This window comes from Streptococcus oralis, from assembly GCF_001578935.1.
GTDB classification, from domain to species: Bacteria; Bacillota; Bacilli; order Lactobacillales; family Streptococcaceae; genus Streptococcus; species Streptococcus oralis_R.
This window is the reverse complement of record NZ_KQ969523.1, coordinates 18,840-35,221: the sequence shown is the minus strand read 5'-3', so window position 1 is coordinate 35,221 and position 16,382 is coordinate 18,840. Positions and strand designations below refer to the sequence as shown.

12 protein-coding genes and 1 pseudogene are annotated in these 16,382 nt (G+C 43.4%); all 13 read right to left on the bottom strand.

Annotated elements, in window-relative coordinates; all coding sequences use genetic code 11:
- Nucleotides 1-8: 8 nt before the first annotated feature.
- The 13 genes and pseudogenes from purB to SORDD15_RS08835 all read right to left on the bottom strand — a co-directional run bounded on the left by purB (nt 9) and on the right by SORDD15_RS08835 (nt 16,342).
- A complete protein-coding gene (gene purB / locus SORDD15_RS08895) occupies nt 9-1,307 on the bottom strand; it encodes an adenylosuccinate lyase (protein WP_061416499.1) in 1,299 nt (432 codons plus the stop codon).
- 18 nt (nt 1,308-1,325) lie between these two features.
- Complete coding sequence (locus SORDD15_RS08890) at nt 1,326-1,640, bottom strand: hypothetical protein (protein ID WP_061416497.1); 315 nt, start codon at nt 1,638-1,640, stop codon at nt 1,326-1,328.
- A complete protein-coding gene (locus SORDD15_RS08885; RefSeq protein WP_061416495.1) occupies nt 1,630-3,789 on the bottom strand; it encodes a PHP domain-containing protein in 2,160 nt (719 codons plus the stop codon). Before SORDD15_RS08885 ends, SORDD15_RS08890 begins: the two co-directional genes overlap by 11 nt.
- A 19-nt stretch (nt 3,790-3,808) precedes the next feature.
- A complete protein-coding gene (locus SORDD15_RS08880; RefSeq protein ID WP_231097652.1) occupies nt 3,809-4,030 on the bottom strand; it encodes a phosphoribosylaminoimidazole carboxylase in 222 nt (73 codons plus the stop codon).
- Nucleotides 4,031-4,051: 21 nt separating this feature from the next.
- Nucleotides 4,052-5,143: a 5-(carboxyamino)imidazole ribonucleotide synthase gene (gene purK / locus SORDD15_RS08875; RefSeq protein WP_061416493.1), complete on the bottom strand. Its 1,092-nt coding sequence runs from the start codon at nt 5,141-5,143 to the stop codon at nt 4,052-4,054.
- Nucleotides 5,130-5,618 carry a 5-(carboxyamino)imidazole ribonucleotide mutase gene (purE, locus tag SORDD15_RS08870; RefSeq protein ID WP_061416491.1) on the bottom strand — a complete coding sequence of 163 codons (489 nt, stop codon included), beginning with the start codon at nt 5,616-5,618 and terminating at the stop codon, nt 5,130-5,132. Before purE ends, purK begins: the two co-directional genes overlap by 14 nt.
- Nucleotides 5,619-5,808: 190 nt before the next feature.
- Nucleotides 5,809-7,074, bottom strand: a complete 1,266-nt coding sequence (gene purD / locus SORDD15_RS08865; protein WP_061416490.1) for a phosphoribosylamine--glycine ligase — start codon at nt 7,072-7,074, stop codon at nt 5,809-5,811.
- Between the two features lie 121 nt (nt 7,075-7,195).
- Nucleotides 7,196-8,742 (bottom strand): annotated as a pseudogene (gene purH, locus SORDD15_RS08860) (bifunctional phosphoribosylaminoimidazolecarboxamide formyltransferase/IMP cyclohydrolase).
- Nucleotides 8,743-8,783: 41 nt separating this feature from the next.
- On the bottom strand, nt 8,784-9,491 hold the full coding sequence (locus SORDD15_RS08855; protein WP_061416488.1) for a suppressor of fused domain protein: 708 nt from the start codon (nt 9,489-9,491) through the stop codon (nt 8,784-8,786).
- Nucleotides 9,492-9,551: 60 nt separating this feature from the next.
- Nucleotides 9,552-10,103 carry a phosphoribosylglycinamide formyltransferase gene (gene purN, locus SORDD15_RS08850; RefSeq protein WP_061416486.1) on the bottom strand — a complete coding sequence of 184 codons (552 nt, stop codon included), beginning with the start codon at nt 10,101-10,103 and terminating at the stop codon, nt 9,552-9,554.
- Nucleotides 10,100-11,122, bottom strand: coding sequence for a phosphoribosylformylglycinamidine cyclo-ligase (purM, locus tag SORDD15_RS08845; RefSeq protein WP_061416484.1), 1,023 nt, complete (start codon nt 11,120-11,122; stop codon nt 10,100-10,102). The genes purN and purM overlap by 4 nt, the downstream gene beginning before the upstream one ends.
- Before the next feature lie 39 nt (nt 11,123-11,161).
- The gene (purF, locus tag SORDD15_RS08840; RefSeq protein ID WP_061416482.1) at nt 11,162-12,604 is read right to left on the bottom strand and encodes an amidophosphoribosyltransferase; all 1,443 of its coding nucleotides are present in this window, start codon (nt 12,602-12,604) and stop codon (nt 11,162-11,164) included.
- Between the two features lie 12 nt (nt 12,605-12,616).
- Nucleotides 12,617-16,342: a phosphoribosylformylglycinamidine synthase gene (locus SORDD15_RS08835; RefSeq protein ID WP_061416480.1), complete on the bottom strand. Its 3,726-nt coding sequence runs from the start codon at nt 16,340-16,342 to the stop codon at nt 12,617-12,619.
- Nucleotides 16,343-16,382 lie beyond the last annotated feature (40 nt).

The window sequence follows — 16,382 nt, the reverse complement described above, 5'->3', positions numbered from 1 at the left end:
TGTTAAGATTAGTCACCCAAACCGATACGTTCAAAGATATCATCCACACGTTTGGTGTAATAAACTGGGTTAAAGATCTCATCAATTTCCTCTTGTGTGAGGCGTGACGTCACTTCTGGATCCGCTTCTAGAAGCGGTTTGAAGTCTACTTGGTTATCCCATGATTGGGCAGTCTTTGGCTGAACAAGGTCGTAAGCTTGCTCACGGGTCATGCCTTTTTCAATCAAGGTCAACATGGCACGTTGGCTAAAGATCAGACCAAACGTAGAGTTCATGTTGCGGATCATGTTTTCTGGGAATACCGTCAAGTTCTTGACGATATTTCCAAAGCGGTTGAGCATGTAGTCGATCAGAATAGTCGTATCTGGTGTGATGATACGCTCAGCTGATGAGTGGGAAATGTCACGTTCGTGCCAGAGAGCAACGTTCTCATAGGCCGTCACCATGTGACCACGGATGACACGCGCAAGACCTGTCATATTCTCAGAACCGATTGGGTTGCGTTTGTGAGGCATTGCTGAAGAGCCTTTTTGACCTTTGGCAAAGAACTCTTCTACTTCGCGCTGCTCAGATTTTTGCAAACCACGAATCTCAGTCGCCATACGCTCGATTGAAGTTGCGATGCTAGCAAGAACTGCAAAGTACTCAGCGTGAAGGTCACGAGGAAGTACTTGTGTAGAGATTTCTTGAGCACGGATACCCAGTTTGTCGCAGACGTATTTTTCAACAAATGGTGGGATGTTGGCGAAGTTTCCAACCGCACCAGAAATCTTACCAGCTTCCACTCCAGCAGCCGCATGCTCGAAACGCTCGATATTGCGCTTCATTTCGCTGTACCAAGTCGCCAATTTAAGACCAAAAGTTGTAGGTTCCGCGTGTACCCCGTGGGTACGCCCCATCATGATCGTGAACTTGTGCTCTTTCGCTTTGTCAGCGATGATGTTGGTGAAGTTTTCAAGGTCACGACGGATGATGTCGTTTGCCTGCTTGTAAAGGTAACCATAGGCCGTATCCACCACGTCAGTAGAGGTCAAGCCATAGTGAACCCACTTGCGCTCTTCGCCAAGCGTTTCAGAAACCGCACGCGTGAAAGCCACCACATCGTGGCGCGTCTCCTGCTCAATCTCCAAAATACGGTCGATGTCAAAGTCCGCCTTCTCGCGGATCAAAGCCACATCTTCCTTAGGGATTTCTCCCAATTCAGCCCATGCCTCGTCAGCCAAGATTTCCACCTCAAGCCAAGCACGGTATTTATTTTCTTCACTCCAAATGTTCGCCATCTCAGGGCGAGAGTAACGGTTGATCATGTTGTTTCTCCTATTATGCTAATTTGTTTGAGATTTGAATGCTATTATTTCTTCAAAATTTTTAGCAGAATCTTTAATTTCAGCGTTAACTTGTTTAACTAAATCCTCTGCTACTACTTGAAATAACGTTTTATCAGTATAGTTATCTAACTGAAATTCGATAAGCTTCCCAGTTCTAATAACATAATCAAATATTTTATCAAAAAAATCTTTTAAATCTGTTATATCTTCACTTTCTAAGTTTATCGAACTGCCAAGAATTTCGTTTTCTAACTTCAATCCGAGTCCATCACCTAAATCATTAAATTTCAATGTCAACACATCAAATTCCATATATATCCCTCCTGTTGGTAAACATTTCCTCACTACCTTCTAGATGTAATAAAGCAATCTTTTCCCATTTCAATATGTCCGATTTACTATTTTCTAATGTATTACTGTACATATTACCAACATAAAACTCTGGTTCTTCATGTAAAACATCATAAGCACTGTAAATTGTTTGACTAGGTAATGTATTAATTGCGATATTAGCATTATGAGTTGATATTATAACAGTCTTACCTCTATCTCTTAGTTCTTTAATTTTTGGAATCAAATAAGAACTGATGTATCTATTACCCAATCCTCTTTCAATCTCATCGAATATATAGAAATCGTACTGGTTGTTTTCTAAAATTGCACTTATTGATAGTATGGCTTTTTCACCCTCTGATGGTATATAATTCTTTCTATCTCTGTTTTCGTCAATTAAATAAATTTGATATGAATGCTTTATAACTTTATTAACAAAATCATCTATATCAATAGATTTTTCTGACGCATCAAAATATTGATTGATTGTACTGAAACAAGTGTTAATATCAAAATGATTAAATTTTTTCATTAATTTTCTTCGCGCAGGTAAACCATTTTTATCAAAAAGAGATTCGGTGCTAAAGACTTCTGTTTCTGGAAGTACTTTTATTACCGATTCTATCTGAACTTCTCCTTTTTGTGGTAATTTCCCCAATGAACTAATTTTAATATCTTCTATTTCTTCGAATAAATCCATTAATCGTTTGTTGTATTTTATTCTATTTAATCTTTTTTCAACCAATTCTGAGAATTTAATATGTGTTGGTGCAGAATCTGAACCTGTTTGCTTTTTTATACTCTCTTTAATGCTATCAATTGAACGTATTATCCCTTTATTTGAAAAAGCTTTCTTAATATAACTTTCTGTATCCTTCAAAATATCTTGTTTCAGAATTTTTAATTCGCTATCTAATTTTTCTCTACTCGTTAACTCCCTATTCACACTTTCGTTAATTTCTTCAACGGCATTTATTTTCTTAAATTTTCGATTTGTTTCACTTAAAACCATCGTAATATCTTCTGTGCTAATAGAAACAGATATTCTGGAATCTTTTTTACAAATTCTTTCAGCATTTTTATTACTTAATGCTGATTTTCTAAATTTAATTATTTGTTCTAATCCATTAAAATTATTTAATTCTGAGTAATCAAATAGAGTTCGAATTATTTGTGTAATCCTATTTTTCTTTTCCTCATCAATCGCAATCTTATTATTTAATTCATTAATTATGTCTTCATACTCTGTATTGTAATCTTTACCTTCATGAAAAAATACATTTTTCCCAAGATTCTTAAGAGTTGGATATACATAATTTTTAACGAATATTGTTTTACCCGCTCCTTTTTCTCCAAAAATAATATTTATATCTTCAAATATTTTTATTGGTTTTCTTAAGTTAGGGTACTTTGTATCATCACTTCTATTAATTTCATAGTATGTGGTGTCTTCCAATATAGTCTTTATAAATAATGCTGGATTTTCTGCAAGCTTGTAAAACTTCGCAAAAGAATCAATTTTATATTTTATTTCAGGTAATATATATTCGCTATATGAATTCCAATCTTTTACGTCGCTACCAAATAATGCCAAATCATTATGAGAATTAATTATCCCCATTGCTTGTATACTTTTTGGTTCTAATACAACAATATAGCCCTCTAAATCTTCTCTTAGTTTATTGGCTTCCTCGATGGTCACCCCTCTTTGTTTATCTTTTAAATAAAAATGTGGTATTACAATAATTTCAGTTTTGGGAAAAGACTTTACTTTAGCAATAAATTCTTCATAACTTATAATATAATCATCGTAATTTCTAGATTCTTCATCAAAGACTTCATCAAATTTTTGCATTTTTTCTGGATTAACTACTACAATTATATGTTTATGTTGCCCATTGTATAAAGTAACATCAATTTCCATACCTGGGAAAATTGTTAATTCATCATCTAGTTCTCTAATCTTTTTAAATTCCAGAATATCAAATTTATTATGATTAGTTATTGCACAAATTTCAATACTATTTTCTCTCATTTTTTTCACAAATTCTTCTGGTGAAATTTCTCTTTTTTTTCCATCACCTTGTTTACAAATTTGTGTATGAGTGTGTAAATCTATTTTCTTCATCTCACTTCAACCTTAATTTTTATCCAATCTCAAACTCTTCTTTCCCAATCCACACTAATGGATAGTGATTTAGTGTATTCAAATCCGTATTCAGTAGTAGACCATAAATAGCTAAATAGTTTTCAGGATATTGAGCAATCAACTCTTCATACTTAGCTCTCACTTTTTCGTGATTGCTACTAGCATACAAGACTTCGACGACTGCTCCAGTCTTATCTTTTTCAACAAATGCGTTGACGATGAGTTATATCATAGGCATGTCCTAAAAATCAATCCCTTCTCCAAACTCAACCACACTATCCGGTACATCGCTAAACAAAGTCACATGTCCCATCTTGCGGTTGTGCTTTGCTTCTATTTTACCATACATGTGGAGGTGGGCGCTTGGATTTTCTGCGACATACTTTTTAGCAGCCTCGACGTGTTGGCCGAGGACGTTGAGCATGACTGCAGGCGCATGCAATTTGATAACTGGCAATGGTGCTCCGAGAACACCCAAGATATGGGTGTCAAACTGAGAGAAGTCACAGGCTTCGATGGAGTAATGCCCAGAATTATGTGGGCGGGGGGCAATCTCATTGACGATGATGTCATCAGCTGTCGCAAACATTTCCACACAAAGGGTTCCAGACAAGTTGAGTTGCTCAGCGATTCGTACTGCCATTGCCTTGGCCTTTTCAGCTAGACTTTCTGAAATGCGAGCTGGCACAATGGTCTTAGATAGGATATTGTTTCGGTGAATATTTTCCTGAACTGGGGAAACCGTCACATCCTTGCCATTTCCTGACACGATGACAGAAATTTCAAGGTCAAAGCTGACGAATTCTTCCAAGACACAGTCTGCTGAGTCAGCTAGTGCATAAGCTTCTTCCAAGTCTGCTTCTGAACGAATGACCTTCTGACCATGCCCGTCGTATCCACCAGTCGCAGTCTTGAGGACATAGTTTTTGGAGAGGTCGATATCTGCCAAGTCTTGGCTAGAAGTCACAACCTTGTAGGGTGCCACAGTGACTTGGGCCCTATTTGAGAGAAAGTCCTTTTCAAAAATGCGATTTTGGGAGATGCGAAGCAGGTCTGTTCCTTGAGGAAGCTGACCATCCTTGATAACAGTATCCAAACCGCTGGCATCGACATTTTCAAACTCATAGGTCAGGACATCGCAACGCTCAGCCAACTGACGGAGGGCATCCACATCGTTATAAGGAGCCACGATGATTTCCGCCACACGAGAGGCCGGGCAATCCGCCGCAGGATCCAGTGCGATAACCTTGTGCCCCATGTAGATAGCAGAAATGGCCATCATCTGACCCAGCTGACCACCACCGATAATTCCGATTGTTTTAGATGAGCTCATTGGTAGACTCCTCTGCGATTTTTCCTTGCTCTTCTGCGAAATCTGCCAATGCTGTCGCGATAGCCTGATCTTCTACTGAAAGGAGACGGAGTGCAAAGAGAGCCGCATTGGTCGCACCTGCTTCACCGATAGCCATAGTTGCGACTGGCACACCACCCGGCATCTGTACGATAGAGTAGAGCGAGTCCACTCCACTAAGGGCACGCGATTTGACAGGCACCCCGATGACAGGAAGGGTTGTTTTCGCTGCGACCATCCCTGGCAAATGGGCTGCGCCACCAGCACCTGCGATAATGACCTTGATGCCGCGACTACGAGCTTCTTCAGCATGTCTGAACATGAGGTCCGGTGTACGGTGGGCAGAGACAACCTTCTTTTCGTAGGCTACACCGAAGCGGTCCAGAACTTCGGCGGTTTTTTGCATGGTCGCCCAGTCGGATTTTGAGCCCATGATAATGGAAATTGCTGGCTTCATTTCTTCTCCTTTTTTAATAATCGTCTAATGTAGTGCGGACGTAAGCGACCGCCTAAGGCGTTCCATTACTAAAACTGGAGCCTAGGTCTCCAGTTTTCCGCTCCTAGTAGCTTTGCTACTAGGAGTTCCACTACTGCGACGATTATCCTATAGTGGCTCGCTTCGCTCGCCATGACAATTTTAGTATCTGTTAATCTTTTATGGCCTTGCTTCCGATATCTGTTCGGTAGAAGAGGCCTTCTGTGTTTTGTTTATCGAGTTCGTTATAGATGATGTTTTGGCCATCTTTGACGGTGTCTGCTGTTGTGACGAGCATATAGACACGTCCGCCATTTGATAGCAGTGCTCTGCTATTTTCCGCAAACTTAGCTCCTGCATAGTAAGTGATGATGTCGCCATCAGTTTTGGCTGGCAACTTGACACCCTTCTCATAAGCCAGTGGGTAACCGTTTGATGCGACAACCACACCCAGAGTCACTCCCTTGTTCGTCCACGTGATGTTTGGCTCCTTGCCATCGAGGATATCCGTGATATTTTGCGCAAAGTCAGATGTCAAACGAGGCAAGATGATTTGCGTTTCAGGATCTCCAAAACGAGCATTGAACTCAATGACTTTCGGACCATCAGCTGTCAAGATAAGCCCCGCGTATAGGACACCAAGATACGGACGACCTTCTTTAATCATGCCTTCAAGGACTGGCTTGACAATGGTGTCAACCGCTGTGGCAACCACACTCTGTGGCAAGTGTGGAACTGGCGCATAGGCACCCATACCACCCGTGTTCGGACCCTTGTCGCCATCGTAAGCACGTTTGTGATCCTGAGCCGTTGGCATGATGTAAAACTTGTCGCCATTAACAAAGGCAAAGAGAGAGAACTCTTCTCCGTCAAGGAATTCCTCGATAACCACACGCGCACCAGAGTCACCGAACTTATTGTCCAAAAGCATCTCGTGAGCGGCTTCGATTGCTTGCTCAACCGTTTCAGCAACGACAACCCCTTTCCCGAGCGCCAATCCATCTGCCTTGACGACGATTGGAACGCCTTTCTCCTCGATATAAGCCTTAGCTGTCTCGAAATCTGAAAATGTGCCATAGGCTGCTGTCGGAACGTCATATTTGACCATGATTTCCTTAGCAAAATCCTTGGACCACTCCAGCTCTGCTGCAGCCCTAGTCGGACCAAAAGCCTTGAGATCAGCTTGGTTAAAATCATCCACAATTCCAGCAGCAAGGGCATCATCTGGCCCGATGAAGGTCCAAGCAATATCGTTGGCCTTTGCAAACTCAATTAACTTAGAATGTTCGGAAATAGAGATATTTACCAAATCAAGTCCATCTAAGGTCATCCCGTCATTCCCAGGAGCTACAAAAACCTTTTCAACGTCTTTTGACTCAAGCAACTTCTTAGCAATCGCATGTTCACGACCACCCGAACCGACAACTAACAGCTTCATCTCTCAACCTCTTTTACGAATTATTTACTAATATTATATCACAAATGTTCGTTTTAATCTTGTTTCACTTAGCATTTTAAGCCAAAAAAGGAAAGAAACTGTTTTCTTCCCTTTTGTTTTCTTAATGTCTAAAATGTCTTACTCCTGTGAAGACCATAGTCAAGCCGTATTTGTCCGCCGATTCGATAGACTCTTGGTCACGAACTGAGCCACCTGGTTGGATGATGGCTTTAATGCCTGCTTTAGCAATTTCTTCCACGTTATCTGCAAATGGGAAGAAGGCATCAGAAGCAAGCACAGCGCCGTCAAGGCGGTCTTTAGCTTGGTCAATCGCAATACGAACAGAAGCCACACGGTTGGTTTGACCAGGGCCAACGCCAAGTGTCATGTGGTCATTGGTCACGATGATCCCGTTTGATTTGACGTACTTGATAGCTTTCCAAGCGAACTCAAGGGCCGTCGCCTCTGTCTCAGTTGGTTGGCGCTTGCTCACCACTTGCCAGTCAGCTGGACTTTCTTTGACCACATCTTGGTTTTGCACAAGAAGTCCACCAACCACGCCTGTGTACTCTGCTTCCACTTCGCTAGCCTCTTGAGCGTCAAATGGCAAGGCAAGAATACGCAAATTTTTCTTTTGTTGGTCAAAATGGCTAGCGCTTCATCCGTATAGCTCGGTGCGATGATGATCTCAAGGAAAACACCGTGCATCTTCTCAGCTGTCGCAGCATCCACCTCACGGTTAAGGACGACAATTCCACCAAAGATAGACACTGGGTCAGACTCATAAGCATAATCCCAAGCAGTTTCGATATCGTCAGCTTGACCGATTCCACATGGGTTCATGTGTTTCAAAGCCACAACTGTTGGACGATCTTTGAAGTCACGGATGATACGGATAGCGGCATCCGCATCACGGATATTGTTGAAGGACAATTCCTTACCGTTGAGCTGTTTAGCGGATGCAATGGAGTATTCCGTAGGAAGAGCTTTTTGGTAGAAGTCTGCATCCTGCTGAGGGTTTTCACCGTAACGCATTGGTTGCTTGAGGTCATAGGTCAAAGTGAGTTTTTCAGGTTTGCTTTCGCCCACTTGAGCTGTGAAATATGCCGCAATCAAAGCATCATAAGCTGCTGTGTGACGGAAAACCTTGGCTGCTAAACGTTGGCGAGTTTCGTAACTTGTTTCACCATTTGCTGCCAATTCGTCCAAAACCACAGCATAGTCAGCAGGGTCTACCACAACCGTTACACTGGCATGGTTTTTAGCCGCAGAGCGAAGCATGGATGGCCCACCGATATCAATATTCTCCACCGCGTCAGCGTAGGTCACATCTGGTTTGAGAATCGTTTCCTTGAATGGGTAAAGGTTTACCACCACAAGGTCAATGAGCTCGATCTTATTGTCCTTAGCCGCTTGAAGGTGGCTATCCAAGTCACGACGAGCGAGGAGACCACCGTGGATATTCGGGTGCAGGGTCTTGACACGACCGTCCATCATTTCTGGGAACCCAGTCACATCGTCGATCGCAATGGTATCTACCCCAGCATTGTCAAGGACAACTTTGGTCCCACCTGTTGAGATAATATCCCAACCAAGTTTTTTGAGTTCTTGGGCAAATTCAACAATGCCCGCTTTGTCTGAGATGCTGATTAAGGCGCGTTTAGTCATGTTTTTTCCTTTCATTGTATCAAGATGTGCTTTCACATCATTTAAACTAAAGACTGGCGATCATAGTCTGTAAGCTGATTCCCAAGTTCTTTTAACAGTTTTCTGACCTCAAGCTTACTAGTTTCACTTTCGTACACACTTCGCAATTCGGCATCTGTCGCACCAATTAAGGTCACAAATTCCACTTTTCCATGCGGAGTATCTAGAGGCTTAGCTAAATCATCAGTAGCAGTAAAGAACCCTGTCAAATTAGATTTCTGTTGGGCATCAATTCCTACCGTTTGCTTGGTATAAATGTATTCTTCTGGCAAAACCACTTTACCTGTTTGAAAAATATATCTTGCCACATACTGCAACAAACCACAGCCATTCTTGATTTCTTCTTCGTCATTATTTGATTTTTTCAACTTAAAAGTCAGTTCAATCCCATAACCACTGTATTCAGGGTTCGAGCTTTCTTTTGTGTATAACTCCGACAAACCATAGCCAACAAAATGCCAAAAATCTCCTGCATCATAAACACTGATGCCATCAAGCGGATCTGGACCACCAAACATATATTTGACAAGTGTTCCATAATGCCGGGGATTGGGCTGATCAGGATAGAGACGATCAAATTCTGCATCAATAGCTTCCCATCCCGGAGCGCTATCATCTGTATTTTCAGATTTGATAACAATCTTTCCCTCATCTTTAGTCGACGTTTCTTCGCTAGAAGGTTTTTTCTTAAAAAAATCAAACAAACCCATAAATTTCTCCTTAGCAGATGACTTTTAATCCTTGCCACAAAATCATCTATGACTTCCTTCTTATTTTCGTGCAACTCCCAAACTATCCAATACTTCTGGATACAACTTATACTCCGCTTCATGAATCCGAGCTTCAAAGCTATCGATGGTATCATCAGCTAGTCGTGGTACGCGTACTTGCTTGATAACCTTTCCTGTATCCACACCCGAGTCCACCCAGTGAATGGTCACACCACTCTCAGTAACGCCAGCATTCCAAGCGTCCTCAATCCCATGAGCTCCCGGAAATTCGGGCAGGTAGGCTGGATGAATGTTGATGATTCGACCTTCATAAGCCTCCAATAAGGTTGGCCCAACGATTTTCATGTAGCCTGCTAGACAAACCAAGTCAATCTGGTGTTCTTCCAAGAGTTCGACAAGGGCTGCTTCATAGTCTGCCTTGTTCTCAAACTCCTTGAGTTCAAAAGCATAGGATAGAATGCCGAGCTTGTCTGCACGCTCCAGCACATAGGCGTCACGATGGTCTGAAAAGACAAACTCTACCGGAAATTTTTCGGCAATCACCTGAAAATTCGAGCCATTACCAGAGGCAAAAACTGCTATTTTTTTCATTTGATGATGACACTTTCGTTTTCTTTCTTGACGATGCGACCAATTTCATAGACTGGTTCATCCAGCAATTCTTTGACACGACCTACATTTTCAGGGCTAACTGCCAACATGAGTCCAACTCCCATATTAAAGATTTCAAACATTTCTTCATGCTTGATTTCACCGTATTTTTCAAGAGCTTTGAAAATAGGAAGGACTGGAACCTTGTCTTCTTCAATCTCCGCAGCTAGGTCAGCCGCAAACATACGAGGAACATTCTCGATAAAGCCACCACCTGTGATGTGGGCAATACCGTTGACCAACCCTTCCTTGATGAGTGGTAAGACAGCTTTGACATAGATACGAGTCGGCTCAAGAAGGACTTCCTTGAGTTGCTTGCCTTCCAATTCTGGCAAAACTTCCTCACCTGTATAGTCGGCAAAGACACGACGCACGAGTGAGTAACCATTTGAGTGAATCCCGCTCGAAGCAAGTCCGAGAAGGACATCACCTTCTGCTACTTTTGAACCGTCTATGATTTGAGATTTTTCAGCCACACCGACTGCAAAACCAGCCAGATCGTAGTCATCTGCGCCATACATACCAGGCATTTCAGCCGTTTCCCCGCCAATGAGGGCGGCGCCTGCCTGCACACAACCTTCTGCCACACCAGCAACCACTTGCTCTAGTTTAGCTGGTTCATTCTTGCCAGTCGCTACGTAGTCAAGGAAGTAAAGAGGTTCCGCACCTGCAGCGATGATGTCATTAACACACATGGCCACACAGTCCTGACCGATGGTATCATGCTTATCGTATTTGATAGCCAGCATGAGCTTGGTCCCGACACCGTCAGTCCCTGAGATCAAGACCGGCTCTTTGACACCTGTTTTTGAAAGATCAAACATGCCACCAAAGCCACCTAGAGCTCCCATGACACCTGCACGCTCCGTACGAGCCACATGCTTTTTGATCCGTTCAACAACTTCATAACCCGCTTCAACATCCACACCGGATTGCGCATAAGCATTTTTATTTGTCATTTGTTTATTCCTTTTCTTTAATGGAGAATCGTCATCCACCTATTTGTAAAAACTGGTCTTTTCATCCAAACTTCTACGATAGTCTTCTTCATAGTCGTAGAGAGGAGTTGGGTAGTCGCCGTCAAAGTAAGCGACACAGAGACCACCGTTTGGCGCATCTGTTTCGATGCCGATAGAATTAATCAGGCCATCAATCGAAAGATAGGTCAGGCTATCCGCACCAATGATTTGGCGAGTTTCTTCGACCGTATGATTGGCCGCAATCAGCTCCTGACGCGTCTGGATATCAATCCCGTAAAAACATGGATAAGCTAGCGCTGGACTACCAATGGCAACGTGAACTTCAGAAGCACCCGCTTCTTTCAAAAGCTGAACGATACGGCGAGAGGTTGTCCCACGAACAATAGAATCATCCACCATCACCACACGTTTGCCTTTGACAACGCCCGAAACAGCAGACAGTTTCATCCGCACCCCTTGCTCCCGCAATTCTTGAGTCGGTTGAATAAAGGTGCGTTGGGTGTATTGGTTTTTGATGAGACCCATTTCATTTGGCAGACCAGACTCCTCCGCAAAGCCCATGGCTGCGCTGAGTGAGGAATTTGGCACACCGACCACGATATCCGCCTCATGCTTGAATTCACGCGCCAGTTGAGCTCCCATTCTCTTACGAGCTGTATGGACGTTGACACCATGGATATTAGAGTCAGGTCGGGCAAAATAGATATACTCCATAGAGCAAATCGCCAATTGGGTATCATTCGTATAGCTATCGTACTGAATCCCATTGTCATCCACAATCACAATTTCCCCTGGTTTCACATCACGAATCCACTCGGCACCAATGACTTCAAAAGCACAGGTTTCTGACGAAACGACCACCGCTCCGTTTGCCATTTTCCCAATAGAAAGTGGACGAAAACCATTAGGATCAAGAGCCGCAATCAACTTGTCCTCAAACAGCAGGATATAAGCAAATCCACCTTTGACAAGGCTAAGCGCCTCTTTGATTTTGCCCATCAAGTTGGGATTGTGACTCCGACGAATGAGGTGAGCCAAGATTTCCGAGTCCGAAGTTGAACTGAAAATAGCTCCTCTTTGTTCCAATTCTTTCTTGAGCGATTCGGCATTGGTCAAGTTTCCGTTATGAGCAAGTCCAAACTGCATATCATGAAAGCGAAAGAGGAAGGGCTGGATGTTATCCACAGAAGCTTCGCCAGCAGTCGCGTAACGAACATGCCCAATCGCGCTCGTTCCAGTCAGTTTATCCAAATTAGCTGGGTTTCTGAACACTTCTGATAAAAGCCCCATGTCACGATGACGCTTTAGTTTCCCTTGGTCATTGGAGAGGATTCCTGCCCCCTCCTGACCACGGTGTTGAAGACTGTGGAGACCAAAATAGGTCAATTTAGCAGCATCTGGATGCCCCCAGATACCGAAAACACCACATTCTTCATTAAGAGATTTTACTTCGTATGTCATTTTTTATACCTTTTATTTCCCTGTAAAATAACGCACAGCCGATGCAAACAGGTACTGGTCTTTATTTCCTGGAATATTTTGGAAAAGACCATCTTCATAACGTTCTGAATGGCCCATCTTACCGATGATTTGACCGTTCTTGCTAGTAATTCCTTCGATGGCATTAACAGAACCATTTGGATTGTACTTAGAATCCATACTTGGTTTGCCGTCAAAATCAACGTATTGGCTGAAGATTTGACCATTGTCACGGAGCTCTGCAAATTCCTCAGCTGTCACGACAAATTTCCCTTCACCGTGCGATACTGGAATGGCATGGATATCGCCCACTTGTACTCCAGCCAACCATGGTGAGTTGGTATTGGCAATCCGAGTTTCCACCATCTTGGCCACGTGTTGGTTGGCATCATTGTAGAAGAGGGTTGGACTAGTGCTACTTGCATCTTCAAAGTTTCCGTAGGGAAGAAGACCTGATTTGACCAAGGCTTGGAACCCATTACAGATACCGATAATCAAGCCACCACGAGCGATAAAGCTATCAATGGCTGCACGTACTTTTTCATTAAGTAGGATATTGACGATAAACTTAGCTGACCCATCTGGCTCATCCGCAGCTGAGAATCCACCTGCAAAGAAGAGGATGTTCGCCTTGCTAACATTGTCAACCATAGTTTCAACTGACTTGACAATAGCTTCTTCATTCAAGGTCACAAATGGCACCAAGTTAACCTCTGCACCTTCTTTTTCGAAGGCTTTAGCTGAGTCATATTCAGAGTTGGTACCTGGGAAGACTGGGATGTAAACAACAGGTTTTTCAATAGTTTCCTTGGCTTTGATGACTGCATCAGAAGCGACAGCTGGAACTTCTGCAAGTTCTCTAGCTTGTGCAAATTCAGTAGGGTAAACTTCTTCCAGTTTACCTTGAAAGGCACTGTCAAGTTTCTGTCCATCTAGCTTCACACCGTTGACAAGGAGTGTAAAGTCTGCTTTTGTTTGACCGATTTTCTCTACTCGAGTGATTTCTTCAGGAGATGTGAAGACAAATCCGCCTAATTGAGCTGTCAAAGCCGTTTCAAGTTCAGGCAAGGTTACCTCTGCACCGATATGATTCCCAAAAGTAGCAAGAGCCAAGCTTTCAAGGACACCACCATATTTGACAGCTGATGCAGATGTCACTTTGTGAGCCTTTTGAATGCCTTCAAACTTGGCAAAATTAGACTTAATCAAGTCAAAATCAATCTCTGCAGAAAGAGCTTGACCTGGGATGTAGTAGATGTTTTCACCAGCAGTCTTGAACTCAGGAGAGAGGACCTTACGGCTATCTGCTGTCGTTACCCCAAAGGCAACCAAGGTTGGTGGTACCGTCAATTCTTCAAAAGTACCAGACATGGAGTCCTTACCACCAATAGATGGCAAGCCAAGCTGGATTTGTGCTTCGATAGAGCCTAGGAGAGCTGCTACTGGCTGACCAAAACGCTCAGCCTGTTTGTCCATGCGCTCGAAATATTCTTGGTATGAGAAACGAGCCTTAGACCAGTTTGCACCAGCAGTCACCAAACGAGCAGTCGCTTCGATAACCGCATAGGCAGCACCGTGGTATGGAGACCATTCTGCCACATAAGGGTTGAAACCTTGCGCCATGACAGACGCAGTATTGGTCACCCCGTGTTGGACTGGCAATTTCTGCACAGAAGCCTCAGTTGGTGTGAGTTGGTAGCGACCACCAAGTGGGTGATTGATCGTTGAACGACCGACCGAACAGTCAAAGATAGTCTGTAAGCCCTTTTGACTCGCATGGTTCAAATCAGACAGAACCGCAAGGGTATCAGCTTCAAGTGTGTCAGCACTTGTTGTGCGTTCTTCTGGGAGTTTGACATCCTTGTCCACAACCTTGGCATCAACGACCACGCGCACACCATTGGTATCAAGGAAACGACGTTCCAAGTCGACAATCGTTTCACCATTCCAGTACATGACTAGATTTGGTTTTTCAGTTACTGTCGCCACCACAACAGCATCAATATTTTCTTTGTTACATTCAGCAACGAAGGCATCTACGTCTTCAGGACGCACCACAACTGCCATCCGTTCTTGTGATTCAGAAATGGCAATTTCTGTACCGTTCAAACCTTGGTATTTAAGAGGAACCTTGTTGAGGTCGATTTCAAGACCATCTGCCAATTCACCGATAGCCACACAGACACCACCTGCTCCAAAGTCATTGGACTTCTTGATGAGACGAGTGACATCTCCATTACGGAAAAGACGTTGAATCTTGCGCTCTTCGATGGCATTCCCTTTTTGAACCTCAGCACCAGCAGTCTCTACAGACTCAACTGTTTGAACCTTAGAAGATCCCGTTGCACCACCGACACCATCACGTCCAGTCTTACCACCGAGCAAGATAATCACATCACCGGCTTCCGGTTTTTCACGGACTACATTTCCCTTAGGAGCAGCACCGACAACTGCACCTAGCTCCATGCGTTTGGCTACAAAACCTGGGTGAAAGTATTCACGAACGTAAGTCGTCGCCAGACCAATTTGGTTCCCATACGAAGAATAACCATGAGCCGCTGTCTTCGAAATGACTTGTTGAGGCAATTTCCCAGCGCGCGTTTCTGAAATCGGCGCTGTAATGTCACCAGCACCTGAGATACGCATAGCTTGGTAAACATAAGAACGACCTGACAATGGGTCACGAATGGCTCCACCGATACAAGTAGCCGCGCCACCAAATGGTTCAATTTCCGTTGGGTGATTGTGGGTTTCGTTTTTAAACATGAGGAGCCAAGGTTCCTTGACACCATCAACGTCCACTTCGATTTCGACCGAACAGGCATTGATTTCGTCAGACACTTCCATATCGTCCAAACGACCATTAGCACGCTCATAACGACCAAAAATAGTCGCCATATCCATCAAAGTCTGTGGTTTCTCCGAACGTCCCAACTCATCACGCATGGCAATATACTTATCATAAGTCGCCTGCAATTGTTTTTGAAATTTAGAAGCTGAGAAATCAATCTGTTTCAACTCTGTCTCAAAAGTCGTGTGACGGCAGTGGTCAGACCAGTAAGTGTCCAAAACCTTGAGCTCTGTTTCCGTCGGCACGCGCCCGATTGACTTGAAGTAGTCTTGGATAAAGAGCAAATCGTCCACTTCCATGGCCATCCCTTGCTCGGCCTTGTAGCGGGCAAAGTCTTCTGCCGTATAGCTTTCAAAGAAAGTCAATTTTGGAATGGTCTTGTCTGACTCTGAAAATTCCTGCTTGGCAATTCCTGTCGTGATATCCTTGAAACGAGAATCAACTGGATTGAGCAGGTAGTTCTTGACCGCTTCTAACTCAGTCGCATCAATATCCTTATTGACCAGATAAAGTTGGGCTGTGTTGACTGTCACATCACTCGAACTTCCCAGCAAAAGCAAGGCTTCCTGTGAAGAAGCTGCTCGTTGGTCAAACTGCCCTGGCAGGCTTTCAATAGCAAAGAAAGCATAGTTTGCAAGATCCGCCTGCACAGCCGCTTCGTCCAAGACATGGTCTGTCACCTGCTCAGAGAAAATGTGCTTCTCTGCAGGTGCAAACAAGTCCTCTGCCAAATCAAAGACATCATAAACCTGCACAATGCGAATACTTTTCAAAGTTGAAAGTCCCAAGTTGTGCTGGAGCTCCCTTACCAAACTCTCTGACTTGACCTGAAAATCAGCCTTTTTTTCAACAAAAATACGTTTATCCATCAATTCTTATTCCTTTATTTCAACTCTTGCAATGTATCCA

What these genes read in the sequence shown, in the direction of transcription:
- SORDD15_RS08835 (WP_061416480.1), bottom strand. Translation starts at nt 16,342, where the DNA reads ATGGATAAACGTATTTTTGTTGAAAAAAAGGCTGATTTTCAGGTCAAG.
- purD (WP_061416490.1), bottom strand. Translation starts at nt 7,074, where the DNA reads ATGAAGCTGTTAGTTGTCGGTTCGGGTGGTCGTGAACATGCGATTGCT.
- purK (WP_061416493.1), bottom strand. Translation starts at nt 5,143, where the DNA reads ATGAGCTCATCTAAAACAATCGGAATTATCGGTGGTGGTCAGCTGGGT.
- purF (WP_061416482.1), bottom strand. Translation starts at nt 12,604, where the DNA reads ATGACATACGAAGTAAAATCTCTTAATGAAGAATGTGGTGTTTTCGGT.
- purM (WP_061416484.1), bottom strand. Translation starts at nt 11,122, where the DNA reads ATGACAAATAAAAATGCTTATGCGCAATCCGGTGTGGATGTTGAAGCG.
- purN (WP_061416486.1), bottom strand. Translation starts at nt 10,103, where the DNA reads ATGAAAAAAATAGCAGTTTTTGCCTCTGGTAATGGCTCGAATTTTCAG.
- SORDD15_RS08890 (WP_061416497.1), bottom strand. Translation starts at nt 1,640, where the DNA reads ATGGAATTTGATGTGTTGACATTGAAATTTAATGATTTAGGTGATGGA.
- purB (WP_061416499.1), bottom strand. Translation starts at nt 1,307, where the DNA reads ATGATCAACCGTTACTCTCGCCCTGAGATGGCGAACATTTGGAGTGAA.
- SORDD15_RS08885 (WP_061416495.1), bottom strand. Translation starts at nt 3,789, where the DNA reads ATGAAGAAAATAGATTTACACACTCATACACAAATTTGTAAACAAGGT.
- SORDD15_RS08855 (WP_061416488.1), bottom strand. Translation starts at nt 9,491, where the DNA reads ATGGGTTTGTTTGATTTTTTTAAGAAAAAACCTTCTAGCGAAGAAACG.
- purE (WP_061416491.1), bottom strand. Translation starts at nt 5,618, where the DNA reads ATGAAGCCAGCAATTTCCATTATCATGGGCTCAAAATCCGACTGGGCG.